The sequence below is a fragment of the Bartonella sp. HY761 genome (genome assembly GCF_026743145.1).
Taxonomy (GTDB): domain Bacteria; phylum Pseudomonadota; class Alphaproteobacteria; order Rhizobiales; family Rhizobiaceae; genus HY038.
Genome location: NZ_CP104887.1, coordinates 386,083 through 400,199, shown reverse-complemented (window position 1 = coordinate 400,199; position 14,117 = coordinate 386,083). Strand labels below are relative to the sequence as shown.

Below are 14,117 nucleotides of genomic sequence, written 5' to 3'. Positions count from 1 at the left end.
AGAAAACCGCAATTATTTTTTTAACAATTTAAATTATATCCTCATGCAACCCATAACAGCATTAGTAAGACAATTACCAACCAATGCTTAAGACAGCCTATCTATACCTATCTAAAGCTCTGCAACTTTGGTATTTCTTTGGTATTTAACGCTGAACAACAGAACCACTACGATTGACGGGACGATTATCATCCTTAGGCTTTAAATCCTGCTCCGCGTCGGCATTTTCTGTAACAGCCTCAGAATAATCCATTGGAATAGCCTCATCATGAAGTGAAGCATCTATGCTTTGCATAAATTCTTCAGTGAGATCATAACCGCCACTTGTATTTACACCTAAACATTGAAAACTATAAAGAATCCCCCAAGGAAAACCCCACCAACCCAAAAACAGGGTCAGTAATGTATAAGGCAAAGCTTTTTTAGCTGCCGATTCATCACTACGCACAAAGAAAATGTCAGTCGGATTTTTAAATGACATAATAATAATAGAAACACACCAAATATACTGAACAAAGCGACCGCCTTTGGCCACTTCTTCACGTATTTCTTCAACACTCATATTTTCAATGCCAACGATATTAGCCATCTTAAGCAGCCCCTTATAACTTAAAATAATTATTAAAATTCTTGGAATTCAAAATTTTTGATTAAGCATGCTCTTAATACATTTCATAAGATATTTAAATATAGCATCATAAAATATATTCATTTTTAACAATAAAATAAGCTCAATTTATAATTATTATTATTTTAAATTAGGACTTACATATTGCAAATGACATAAAAAGTTTCTTTTATTAATTAACAAGTAGAATTAGGCATTATGATAAGCTTCAACATGATTTTCTTTGACTGACAAGAATTGCGCCCTGCCCTCTAACCCCACAAACAGCGCGTGATCCGTTCCGGTCATAAAGGCTTGGGCTTGCAATTGATCGAGAATTTCAAAAAGTGCAATCCGCCGCAAAGGATCAAGATGGGCGGCAATCTCATCAAGAAGTAGAATTGGTGTCATGCCTGAAACCTCACCAATGAGACGTGCATGGGATAAAATAAGCCCCGTCAACAATGCCTTTTGCTCGCCGGTTGAACAAAGCGCCGCCGGCATGGATTTAATGAGATGGCTGACCTCTAAATCACTGCGATGAGGGCCTTCCAAAGTACGCCCTGCCCGTGCATCAAGCGGGCGATTTTGTTCTAAAAGCGCGCGGTAATCTTCCTCGACATCAACCGCGGCAGCTTCATCAAGCTTAGCCTCCAAAAGACCAGTCGCACTTAAAACCGACATGGGAAATAAGCTGTTTAACAGCATTTTTTCAATCATTGCCCCCATAAGGCGCACCATTTCCTTGCGCGCTGCAGCAATTGCCACCCCAAGTTCGGCCATTTGCGCTTCCAATGCACTCATCCAATAGGCATCATCAACATTGTCACTTAATAATTTATTGCGTGAGCGCATGGCTTTTTCAAAATTGATAACTCGCCGCCCATGCAGGGGATCAAGCCCCATAACTAGCCGATCAAGAAAACGCCGCCTGTCCGATAAAGTACCAGTAAAAAGCCCATCCATTGCTGGAATTAGCCAACTAATGCGGCTATATTCTAGCAAATTATCGGCCGAAGCATTTGCGCCATTGATGCGCACTTTACGTGTGCTTTCATTATCATTAATACCGGTACCAATTTGCGCTTCGCCATAAATATCACATTCAAGGCGAGCAAAAATTGTAAAACCGTTTTGTTTTGAGGCTAAATTTTTATCATAAGCGCCATGGATAAGCTCATTATAACCGGCACGGCGCAAACCCTTGCCTGGTGATAACAGCGATATGGCCTCCAATATATTGGTTTTGCCGGCGCCATTATGGCCAGTTAACACAACATGTTGGCCAGAAAAAGCCAAATTAAGGCTTTCATAATTGCGAAAGGCCGCGAGACTAAGCCCGCGAACCCGCATTTTTTCACCATAGGATTGAATATCAGACAAATCTATTATTTGACCTTATCTCAAAAATATCTAAATCTGCCCAATAGATCTAAACTCGCAGAATCTACATTCGCAAATTCTAAACTCTCAATTTCTAAACTCTCATGGGCATCAAGACATAAAGCGCATCAGCATCATTGCTGTCACGGATCAAAGTTGGCGAACCTGAATCAGCTAATAAGAATATTGCTTCATCGCCTGCCAATTGCCCGGTAATATCCATTAAATAACGAGAATTAAAGCCAATTTCCAAAGGATCAGCTTCATAATCTGCACTTAACTCATCTTCAGCACTACCAGAATCTGGATTATTAACCGTGAGCTTTAATTGTCCATCGCCAATTGTAAGTTTAACAGCGCGGCCGCGATCGCTTGAAATAGTTGATACGCGATCAACTGCTGCTGCAAAGGCGGCACGATCAATAATCAATTTTTTATCATTGCCTTGTGGAATAACCCGGCCATATTCAGGAAATGTACCATCAATGAGTTTTGATGTTAAAACTACAGAACCTGCCGAAAAACGAATTTTAGCGTCCGATAATTCGATTTTTACCAAAGCTTCATTGTCATCACCAACCAGCTTTTGCAATTCGGCAACGGTTTTACGCGGAATGATAACGCCGGGCATGCCTTCGGTGCCATGAGGTGCATTAAGCTCTGCTTGCGCCAAACGGTGACCATCAGTTGCAACGGCACGCAGCTTTAATACGCCATCACTTTCCACCACATGGAAATAGATACCATTCAAATAATAGCGAGTTTCTTCGGTTGAAATTGCAAATTGCGTTGAATTAACAAGGCGTTTTAAATCTTCAGCCTTGATTTCAAAAGAATGGCTAAATTGGCCAGTGCTCAATTCAGGAAAATCGGTTTTTGGCAAGCATTGCAAACGAAAGCTAGCACGACCTGCAGCAACGGCAACCGCATTGCCTTCACCATTCATCGACAAACTTACTTCGCCACCATCTGGAAGTTTGCGAACAATGTCATAAAGAAGATGGGCTGGAACGGTTGTAGCGCCCGCTTGCTCAATAGTTGATGTGGTTGTTTCGGTTATTTCAATATCAAGATCGGTTGCTTTAAGCAACATCTGACCATTATCAGCCTCAATCAATACGTTAGACAGGATAGGGATGGTATTGCGCCGCTCCACGACCCGATGAACACGACCCAATGATTTGAGAAGATTGGCACGATCAACTGTAATGCGCATATCTATAACTCACTTCCTAAACTGCGGATATTTAACCGCTAAACCAAACTTTATAGACAAATCACTTCGCATCAAAATCAGCGCAATGATTCTGTCGTTAATCTCTTATAAACCACATCGCTTAATTGACAAAATAGCATCTTGCAACTTGTGTGGATAAATTTGGCAAAAGCCATAAATCACAGCGTCATAAAATAGTGAAAAACGCTTGTAAATATTATTGTAAAGATTTTTATAAACCCTCATCGAGCTATCACCCACATATTATATGAGGTTTATTCAATAAAATAATTGGGGCGGATAATTATTATTTAAAGCAAAAAAGCACCCATTGAACCTTGTCAATTGGTGCTTTTTATATTCAAAATTCACAATTAGACTATGTCAATTATGAGACATAGATCCTATTCAAGCCCTTCAAAAAGCGCAGTCGATAAATAGCGCTCTGCAAAGGAAGGAATAATAACCACAATGTTCTTGCCATTATTTTCTGGACGCTTACCAACTTCAATTGCCGCTGTTAAAGCAGCACCAGCCGATATACCAACTGGAACACCTTCAATACGCGCAAGCGCGCGAGAATTTTCAAAGGCATCATCATTGGCAATGGTGATGATTTCATCATAAACCTTTGTATCTAATGTGTCTGGCACAAAGCCAGCGCCAATACCTTGCAACTTATGTGGGCCGGGATTGCCACCTGATAAAACGGGAGAATCTTTTGGTTCTACTGCGATAATCTTAACATCGGGATTACGCTCTTTTAATACTTGCCCCACACCAGTGATTGTACCACCAGTACCAATGCCGGAAATAAAGAAATCGACATGACCATCGGTATCATTCCAGATTTCTTCGGCGGTTGTTTCGCGGTGGATTTGAGGATTGGCTTGATTTTCAAATTGCTGGGGAATAATCGCATCGGGAATTTCTTGCGCTAATTCTTGTGCTTTCGCAATAGCGCCTTTCATACCCTTTGCGCCCTCTGTCAAAACCAGTTCAGCACCAAGATATTTAAGCAATTTACGTCGCTCAACCGACATGGTTTCCGGCATAGTTAAAATAATACGATAGCCTTTTGATGCCGCAACAAAGGCCAAAGCAATACCAGTATTACCCGAAGTTGGCTCAATAAATACCGTTTTACCAGGCACGGCTTTGCCCGCCCTTTCCAATGCATCAATCATTGCATAACCAATGCGATCCTTGACGCTTGCAAGAGGATTAAAAAATTCAAGCTTTAAAAGTAAATTCGCACCAACACCCTTAGCTTTGGCAAATTTATCAACCCGAACAAGCGGTGTATCGCCAATTGTTTCCAAAATGGAATTATAAACCTTGCCACGCCCCTTAGTGGATTTGGCTGTTGTGTTTTTTTCTATGCCACTCATTTAAAGCTCCATCATTTAAAGCTAAAAGGCAATAGCCGCCTATTTTAAAGCGATATGCCATTAAAAAAATTCTTAAATAAAGATAGTCCTTTTCAAACCAACAAAAGAGAACTGATGAATTAATTTTTCATAAAATAATGCATTTATTTTCTAAAATATCTTTTAATATTAGATAATTATTTCTAATTATCCAAAACGCCGAACATATATGCTTCAATCCGGATTTTACTGCCCTAAAATTTATTGAGCAAATATTGCAACTGAAATGCAAAAAAATATTTTGAACCATTATAAATTTTGACGCAAAAAATCACGAAACAATCACATTTCATCACCATCTTGAACAAAATTTCACCAAAGTCAAAAGGCAGATTAAAGCCAACACAGCAAACGAATTGAAAAGCTACTTGGACGACCTTATATAGTTTTGGCATTTATAGCCTAAATTCATTAAGGCAAATCAAAAGTGAAGCTGTCTGCCTAATAGATTAAAACTGGATATATCATTATAGCTGCTGCACAGCGGCAATAAACAAACGCTTAAAACAAAGTTATGGAAATTGAGGTAATTTATGGAACGCTCAACAAAAAGGTTTTTGTCAACGGCCCTATTTGTCCCCGTCCTTTCTTTGACTGCAATGCAAGTACCAATGGCACAGGCGCAACAAAACCCCAATTTTTTAGAACGGGTTCTTGGCGGCAATAAAAGCCAAAATGTTGCACAAGCCTCACCACAAATTGATACGCGCACCATTCAGCTAGAGCAAGCTTTGCGTGATTTGACCACTAAAGTTGAAAACTTGAATATACAGGTTTTAGAAATGCAAAACCGTATTGATATCCTAGAAGGCAAAAAGCCAAGCAATGCAGCAATTGCCGAACGTCAGCAGCGTCAAACATCACTTAGCTCTCAGCCTGCTATAGCTAATAATTCATCACGCGCAATAGCAAATACAAGCTCTAATAGTAGCGTGGAAAATAGCAAAAATGTTGGGTCAAGTACCCAAGCTAAACCAAATACCAATGGTGGCACAGAAAATTTAGGCTCCATTCATTTTGACCGCGACGGCAATATTATTGAAAGCACGAGCGATAAAAATTCGCAGGCAAGTGTTCCAACAGGTGGTAACCAGACTAGCTCTGTGCCACAAACTTCAAGCTCAAAAGAGCTTTATCAGGTTGGATACCAATCAATTCTTGCCGGCGATTATCGCGCCGCAGAACCGATATTTCGCGCCTTTCAAGAGCGCTACCCAAGCGACCCATTAATTGCCGATGCTTCCTTTTGGCTTGGAGAATCGCTTTATGGTCAAGGGCGCTATCGTGAAGCGGCCGCAGCCTATATGGATGTTGAGAGGAATTATAACTCGACACCGCGCGCGCCTGAAAATATGCTTAAACTTGGTATGACAATGGCAGAACTTAATGACGATGAAACTGCTTGTGCGGTCTTTGCAAAAGTGCCACAAGAATATAAACAAGCAGAACCTGCAGTGTTAAAGCGGGTAGTCGATGAACAAAAGCGCCTTAATTGTAACCCGTGATAGCAAATTTAAAACCAAATTTTTTAATTGAAGATTTTGAGCAAAGCCAAAATATCATCGCCGCCGTGTCTGGGGGCAGTGATTCTTTGGCTTTGCTATTCTTATTGCGTGAGTTTTTACAAAAACATGATCAAGATAATCGCCTTGTTGCTGTTACAATTGATCATGGTCTTCGACCAGAATCCCTAGTTGAAGCCCAAGGCGTTGCAGAAATTTGTCGTCAACATAATATCCGGCACACCATCTATGTCTGGCAAGGTGACAAGCCCAAGGTGGGCATTTCAGACAAGGCAAGAACTGCCCGCTATAATCTTTTATGCGAGGCTGCCGCCCATTATAACAGCAATATTATTGTAACTGGTCATACATTTGACGATCAAATTGAAACCTTCCGCATGCGGCAAATGCGCCTTGATAAAGGGCGCGGTCTCGCTGGCATGGCAAAAGAGGCACTATTACAACAAGAGTTCAGATTATTGCGCCCATTACTCGATTGCAAAAGAGCCGATTTGCGTAACTATTTGCTAACAAAAAATATTAACTGGGTGGATGATCCGAGCAATGACAATTTGCATTATGAACGGGTACGCATTCGCAAAAATCCTACCCCAGCGATTGAGAATGAGATTTGCGCCCAACTTGAAACGGCACGATTGCAACGGGAAAAAAATGCACAGCATATTGCCAAACTCATTATAGAAACCAATGCCCATTGGCGCGATGAACAACTTATAATTAAAATTGCTAATGATTCGCTGCGACAACAGCCTATATTTATTCATTTTATTGAAATTTTAGCAGGACTTATTGGCGGCAAGGCATATGTTAAACCGGCGCCTCATGCACTTATTGAATTTCTTGCATATGGGGCTGAGGCAAAAAAAGCAACTCATAGTGCCACTATAATTGAAAATCATCCCTATGAATTAAGGCTTTGGCGTGAACTGCGCAACTTAGTGCCTATCACTGTGAAAGCTCAGGAAACCGCAATCTGGGATGGGCGGTTTGCCTTTACGAATAAAAATCAAGAAGAATTTATTGTACGCGCGCCAAAACTGTCAGAGATACATTCTAGGTTAAACAATATCGGCAATCGCAATTCCACTAAGATTAAACCTCATATACCATCCTTATTAACTTCGCCTTTAATTGACAAAAAATCAGGCAGCGAACTGCCCTTTATCGACCAGTTAGATTGTTGCAGCCCCAATTATCAAATTACTCCGGTCTTAATGCCGTTTCATTGGCTTGCATCTAGCCATGATTTCGCCATGTTGTCGCCATTATATCGACTTTTTAAGCAAAGAATGGCGATAAAAATAAAAATAGATGACGTTGCTAACAAAAACCTTGCAGAAATACCGTCTTACACCTTGGCAAGTGAAGAATGAAAACATATGTTACAAAAAACTTCTTCTGGGAATATGCCAGGGAAGTATTTATAGCAACTTTTAGTTGTTTATGAATGAATTTGACAATCGACATGTCGCGCAAGATGTTGTGTTGGGGTTTTGTCGGTGAAAACTATGACAAGAATACAAAAGAATTGACAAAATTATAAGTGCCTTTGGCTTAGATATGGATTTGATATGAACCCGAATTACCGTTCCGTTGTCCTGTGGGGTATTATCGCAGTTGTTATTATTGCACTATTTTCAATGTTTCAGGGAACTGGACAACGAGGAATAAGTGGCGAGATTGATTATTCAACATTTTTAGAGCGTGTTAATAATAAGCAAATTAAAGAAGTTACTATTGACGGCCAAAATATCGTTGCGACTGCTACTGATGGCACGCTTATTAAAACTGTTGGTCCTAAGGAACCAGATTACAAAGCCTTTCAAGATAATAATATTGGCATCAAGGTTAAACCTGAAAGTACCGGTTCAAGCCCACTGGTAAGCATTCTTGGCACCATCATACCCATTGTTATTCTTATTGCTATTTGGGTATTTTTCATGCGCCAAATGCAAGGCGGTTCACGCGGGGCTATGGGCTTTGGTAAATCTAAGGCCAAGCTATTAACCGAAGCGCATGGCAGAGTTACCTTTGATGACGTTGCAGGTGTTGAAGAGGCCAAGAATGACTTGGAAGAAGTGGTTGAATTTTTACGCGACCCACAAAAATTCCAACGCCTTGGCGCACGTATTCCACGCGGCGTTTTACTTGTTGGTCCTCCAGGAACGGGTAAAACCTTGCTTGCCCGCGCAGTTGCCGGCGAAGCAAATGTACCGTTCTTCACCATCTCTGGTTCTGATTTTGTTGAAATGTTTGTTGGTGTTGGTGCAAGCCGCGTCCGCGATATGTTCGAGCAAGGCAAGAAGAATGCGCCTTGTATTATCTTTATCGACGAAATTGATGCCGTAGGTCGTCATCGCGGCGCCGGCATTGGCGGCGGTAATGATGAGCGTGAGCAAACATTAAACCAGTTATTGGTTGAAATGGATGGCTTTGAAGCCAATGAAAATGTCATCATCATTGCTGCAACCAACCGCCCTGATGTGCTTGATCCTGCGCTTCTTCGTCCAGGTCGTTTTGATCGTCAGGTTGTTGTGCCAAATCCCGATGTTGCTGGCCGTGAACAAATTTTGCAAGTGCATGTGCGCAATGTACCGCTTGCTCCCAATGTTGATTTAAAAGTTATTGCCCGTGGTACACCCGGTTTTTCGGGTGCGGATTTGATGAATCTTGTCAATGAAGCAGCCCTTATGGCCGCAAGACGCAATAAACGCCTTGTTACCATGCAAGAATTTGAAGATGCCAAGGATAAAGTATTAATGGGGGCAGAGCGTCGCTCTACCGCGATGACACAAGACGAAAAAATATTAACCGCCTATCACGAAGCAGGCCATGCGGTTGTTGCTTTAAATGTTGCTAAAGCCGATCCTCTCCATAAAGCAACTATCATTCCGCGTGGTCGCGCCCTTGGTATGGTGATGCAATTGCCAGAAGGTGATCGTTATTCCATGAGCTATCAATGGATGGTATCGCGCATTGCCATTACAATGGGTGGCCGTATTGCTGAAGAATTGAAATTTGGCAAGGAAAATATCACCTCTGGTGCATCATCCGACATTGAACAAGCCACCAAATTGGCTCGTGCGATGGTCACCAAATGGGGCTTTTCTGATCAGCTTGGTAAAGTTGCTTATGGTAGCAATCAAGAAGAAGGTTATGGCCCGCCACGACAAGAAGCTATGTCCGAGCATACAGCGCAAATTATTGATACTGAAGTGCGCCGAATCGTTGATGAAGCTTATGAAGAAGCAAAACGAATCCTACTCGAAAAGAAAGATGAATGGGTGCGCCTTGCTGAAGGTTTACTTGAATATGAAACCTTAACAGGCGAAGAAATTATCGAAGTTATGGCAGGCAAAGAGCCATCACGAAATCTTGGTAATGAAACAAGCCGTAGTTCCGGCGTGCCAAAGGCAGGCCGCAGTGTTAAGCTTGATATCGAAAAGCCAATTGAAAGCGAAGATATGAAATCATCCGAGCCTGCTGATGATAGCAAAGCTGAAAATGATGAAACGCCTCAGAATAAATCATAAACTTTGCGCATTATAAGTAAAAGTGTTTACGGGTATGGTGAAAATCATACCCGTTTTTTTTGCCAATAATTTTCATTTGGTATTTTTTAAGCAGTATTTTTACCCGTTATTTTAAATTGCAGTTTTATTATTACAAATTATCCATGTATGATTTAATCGATTAAGAGCTAAAAATGCCTGTTTTAAAAACAACAATGCTTATCCAAAAAGGTCACTTGCTCAAGCAAGCGCTTTCGATTGAAAGTGTGATGCAACTTTTTCCAATTGATGAAACAATAGTAAAAAAAGATACGGCGTTGCTTGTTCTATGGGATGGAATGTTCAAATTAGAATTTGGCTACCACAAAAATGCATTAAGTTACTTTTCGGTGGAACCTTATGCAAATAGCTCGTTAAAAGATGTCTTTGATGATGACCTATATTTATTTGGCAAAAGCCAAGCATGTATAGAGGATTATTTACCATTTACCAAAATCAATGAAGAGCGATGGAATTATAAGGATTTATCCTTCTATTTTGATGAGGATAAAAAACTCACCGCAATCTTTCAAAATTTTAAATAAGCACACAAACTAAGAAATTAACACCATATGCTGATAGGCATACCCCTTAAATGAGTAAAAGATTCATAGCGGTTACATCACGGCTATTTTAAACGGCGCTAAAAATGCATGAAATAAAAATGGCCAGCACCACAATCCGATGCCGGCCATTTTTCAAACTTTATACCAATCAAATGTGATTGTTGTATTAAGCTTCTTCAACTTGTTTTTTTAAGGCTGGATAATCAATCTTACCAGTGCCCAGCAAGGGTAATTTTCCATAAATAATTCGCGATGGCACAAAGAGTTCAGGAATGCCTTCAGCGCGTGCAAGTTTTAATAAATCTGGTCGATTTACTTGTTCTTCTTCACTAATAAGCACAATACGCTCGCCTTTTTTAGGATCGCTTAGAGTTACAACGCCCAACATAACGCCTGGGAAAGCACGCGAGGCCATTGCTTCAACCGCCGATAGGGAAACCATTTCGCCGCCTACCTTTGCAAAGCGTTTCGCGCGGCCAAGAATGGTAACAAAACCTTCATCATCAATATTAACGATATCACCAGTATCATGCCAACCATCAACAGGTGGCTCAATAATACCGGGCTTTTCCACCCGTAAATAGCCAGCCATGACATTTGGGCCATAAACAAATAATCGACCACCATTATCAACACCTTCAACCGCTTCAAGGCGCGGAGTGATTGCTGGCAATAATTTACCAACCGTACCTGGCTTATTATACATGGGGGTGTTGAGTGCTAAAACAGGTGAGGTTTCAGTAACGCCATAACCTTCAAGCACACGAATGCCAAATTTATTCATCATCATTTCGCGGGTTGTTGATTTTACTGGCTCTGCACCTGCAAAACAATAACGGATTGAGCGGAAATCATAAGGATGGGCATTGCGGCCATAACCATTCAAGAATGTATCGGTACCAAAGATAATGGTAGCATTAGATGAATAAATCGCTTCTGGAATGATGCGATAATGCAAGGGTGATGGGTAAAAGTAAACTGGCACGCCCGATGTTAATGGCAAGACAGTACCCGCCGTTAAACCAAAAGAATGGAACATTGGCAAAACATTGAAAAGACGATCAGCACTGTTAAAATCGACCCTTGCTGCAGCTTGTGCAACATTCGATAACATATTGCCATGAGATAATACCACACCTTTTGGTGTACCCTCAGAACCTGATGTATAAAGGATAGCTGCAGGATCGTGATGCTGGCGGTTTTTAACCAAGGGACGTGTTTTCATAACCATAGCAGTTATTTTTGCTAAATAGTTGATTTCTTTCGCCATATCTTCCAAAAACACAAAGCGGATATTGGCGGCTTTTAAGCTTTCAGCAAGTTCTTCTAGGCGTGCTTGGCGTAAGAATACCCGCGATGTGACGATTGTTTTAATTTCAGCGGCCGTTGTTGCATAGGTTAAAGTTGAAAGACCGGCTGAAAAATTCATCATTGCTGGCACTTTACCGGCAGATTGCAAGGCAAAAAAGGTAATCGCTGCAGCATTGGAGTTTGGCATCATTAAACCAACATTGCTGTCTTTTGCCAAATGCTTGGCAAGGGGTTTGGCAAGGGCACGGATAGCGGTAAGCATACGGCCATAACTCATCAAACCACGCATTGGATCTTCAATCGCATCATGGCTCATACCATAATCTTTACCAGCTTTTACCAAAGCATCCAAAACTGTGCCATTATGACCTGAGGTTGCAAAAACAAGATCGGACATGATGCGGTATAATTCATTACCGGCAGCATGACGGCGAGCGCGAGATTTCAGCTTAGGATCAAGTTCCAATTCAACCGGTGCAGTAATAGTCACGCGCACTTTAGGGAAAAATTGGCGGCGCACAGCAATACCAGAAAGGCGTGAGAAGAATGTGCGCTCCAATCCATCAATTTTAATCGGCACAACCTTGGCATTGGTGCGGTCTGCAACCATTGCCGCGCCATCATAAACCTTCATCAAACTACCGGTAACCGTAATCCGGCCTTCAGGGAAAATAACCAGTGGCGAGCCATTTTTAACCGCACGAATAAGGCTACGTGCTGCCAAGGGGCGGGTTGGATCCATTGGAAATGCGTTCATATATTTTAAGAAAGGGCGGATCCACCAACGGCGTGCGATAACCGAATTAATAGCGAAAGCTGGAGCGCGCATAGTATTATCGGTAATAGCAAGTGCCAATAAACCATCTAAAAATGATACGTGGTTAAGGGCAAGAATAGGTGTTTCACCGGCATTTTTGAGGTTTTCAAGCCCCTTAACTTCGAGACGGAAAAAAGCACGGAATAAAATAGTGATAAAATCACGAAATGGATTGGTTGGTAAATAACGTAACATAAAAAATGAAGCGATAAACGAGGCAATTGATAAGCCTATCAATACGCTATGCAAGGATGCACCGGAAAATAATTGCACTGAAAAGACTTTGCCGCTTTGTACAAAAGCGATGACCAGCGCACCAATGACCATGATACCAGAATTTAAAACATTGTTAGCCGCAATGACACGGGCACGACTTTGTGGTGCGCTCCATGCTTGAAGGGCAGCAAACCCCGGTACGACAAGGAATGCGCCACCAATAGCGGTAAAAGCCAGATCAATCATTAACCGAATTGTACCAGGAACCATTAAAAATTCACCATAAGTGTGGACGATTTGATCCGTTCCCATGGATTTAACATTAAAACCAGCATCAAGAAGAGCAATAGCACAAACAATACTGCCAAACACCGATTGCAAAAGAACAATGCGACCAGCGGACGCCCAAACAGCCATAGCCGAACCAATAGCAATGGATATGGCGAAAACCGCAAGAAAGAAGGAGCTGCTATGGGCAAATTGACCAAGCTGCTTACCAAATGCTGGAATCATAGGCACCAAAACAGCACCAACCAACCAGAACCAAGAAATCATCAAGGATACGATGAATAATTTACGTTCACGGCTAATTTCATGTAATAGGCGGCCGGTGGTGCGAATGATATTTTTGTCAATTTTAAGATCTGCTTTTGCCGCACCATGGTAAGGCATAAAACAGCAGCATACCCAACCCAAGAGTGCAAAAGCTACTATTAAAATAGCGGTTAGGTATGATGGACCATGATGACCTGCAAAACTATAATCGGCAAGTAACGAGCCTAAAAGAATTGCAATAAAAGTTGCAGCCTCCACCCAACCATTCGCTTTGGGTAAGTCAGTACGGGCAATTTGCTCTGGTAAAACTGCATATTTAATCGGACCAAATAAAGCAGATCCAACGCCAAACATAAATAAGGCAACCATTAAAATTGGGATGGAGCCTAAGATGAGTCCCAATGCTGCGCCAACGGCAACAAATATTTCAATTAATTTATAAAACCGCGCAAGACGCGCTTTATCAAAGCGATCGGCTAATTCGCCGCCCGTTGCTGAAAACAATAAAAAAGGCAACATGAAAATAGCTGCCCCTAAAGTGTTAAGCGACTCGCTTGAAGCCTGGCTAACAGTTGCAGTAACAACCAAGGCTAAAGTGAATTTTAAAAAATTATCATTAAAGGCTGAGAAAAATTGCGCCCCAAATAAAGGGCCAAACCGGCGGGATGTTAACAAATTGGCGATTGGTGGATTATCAGAAAATTCACCTTCTATTTGGCTAAAGGATTGACGAGCAACCTTGTAGGTATCGCCATTTTGGTTGCCTTCCGCTTGTCCCTGCACCATGACCGCCTCAACGCTTTCTACTTTTAGTGTTGTTTCAGCCGTGCCCTCTTGCGAACTACCCTGTTGGTTAGCTGCAGCACTTAAGCCTTCTTTATCGCTTGCGCTTGTCATGTTAAACTCCCGTCTTAAAATGAACTTAGCCCACTATAGCTTGCC

The 14,117-nt window shown here is 41.5% G+C and carries 9 protein-coding genes; 4 read left to right on the top strand and 5 right to left on the bottom strand.

The features are described 5' to 3' along the window. Positions 1–145: 145 nt before the first annotated feature. From N6A79_RS01600 to cysK, 4 genes are all read right to left on the bottom strand, one after another. Positions 146–589 (bottom strand): hypothetical protein, encoded by a 444-nt coding sequence (locus tag N6A79_RS01600; protein WP_268546715.1) that lies wholly within the window; start codon positions 587–589, stop codon positions 146–148. 228 nt (positions 590–817) lie between these two features. Next, the gene (recF, locus tag N6A79_RS01595) at positions 818–1,960 is read right to left on the bottom strand and encodes a DNA replication/repair protein RecF (RefSeq protein WP_262080537.1); all 1,143 of its coding nucleotides are present in this window, start codon (positions 1,958–1,960) and stop codon (positions 818–820) included. A 124-nt stretch (positions 1,961–2,084) separates the two neighbouring features. Further along, positions 2,085–3,206, bottom strand: coding sequence for a DNA polymerase III subunit beta (gene dnaN / locus N6A79_RS01590; RefSeq protein ID WP_182418600.1), 1,122 nt, complete (start codon positions 3,204–3,206; stop codon positions 2,085–2,087). A 404-nt stretch (positions 3,207–3,610) separates the two neighbouring features. Further along, positions 3,611–4,597, bottom strand: coding sequence for a cysteine synthase A (gene cysK, locus N6A79_RS01585; protein WP_262079619.1), 987 nt, complete (start codon positions 4,595–4,597; stop codon positions 3,611–3,613). 572 nt (positions 4,598–5,169) lie between these two features. Here cysK and ybgF point away from each other — a divergent pair. From ybgF to N6A79_RS01565, 4 genes are all read left to right on the top strand, one after another. Next, a complete protein-coding gene (gene ybgF, locus N6A79_RS01580; protein ID WP_262079617.1) occupies positions 5,170–6,141 on the top strand; it encodes a tol-pal system protein YbgF in 972 nt (323 codons plus the stop codon). Beyond that, positions 6,138–7,532, top strand: coding sequence for a tRNA lysidine(34) synthetase TilS (gene tilS, locus N6A79_RS01575; RefSeq protein WP_268546713.1), 1,395 nt, complete (start codon positions 6,138–6,140; stop codon positions 7,530–7,532). Before ybgF ends, tilS begins: the two co-directional genes overlap by 4 nt. Before the next feature lie 198 nt (positions 7,533–7,730). Then, a complete protein-coding gene (ftsH, locus tag N6A79_RS01570) occupies positions 7,731–9,692 on the top strand; it encodes an ATP-dependent zinc metalloprotease FtsH (RefSeq protein ID WP_268546712.1) in 1,962 nt (653 codons plus the stop codon). 173 nt (positions 9,693–9,865) lie between these two features. Then, a complete protein-coding gene (locus tag N6A79_RS01565; protein WP_268546711.1) occupies positions 9,866–10,255 on the top strand; it encodes a hypothetical protein in 390 nt (129 codons plus the stop codon). Positions 10,256–10,442: 187 nt separating this feature from the next. Here the strand turns inward: N6A79_RS01565 and N6A79_RS01560 are convergent, their stop codons facing one another. After that, a complete protein-coding gene (locus tag N6A79_RS01560) occupies positions 10,443–14,072 on the bottom strand; it encodes an acyl-[ACP]--phospholipid O-acyltransferase (protein WP_268546710.1) in 3,630 nt (1,209 codons plus the stop codon). Positions 14,073–14,117: the final 45 nt, after the last annotated feature.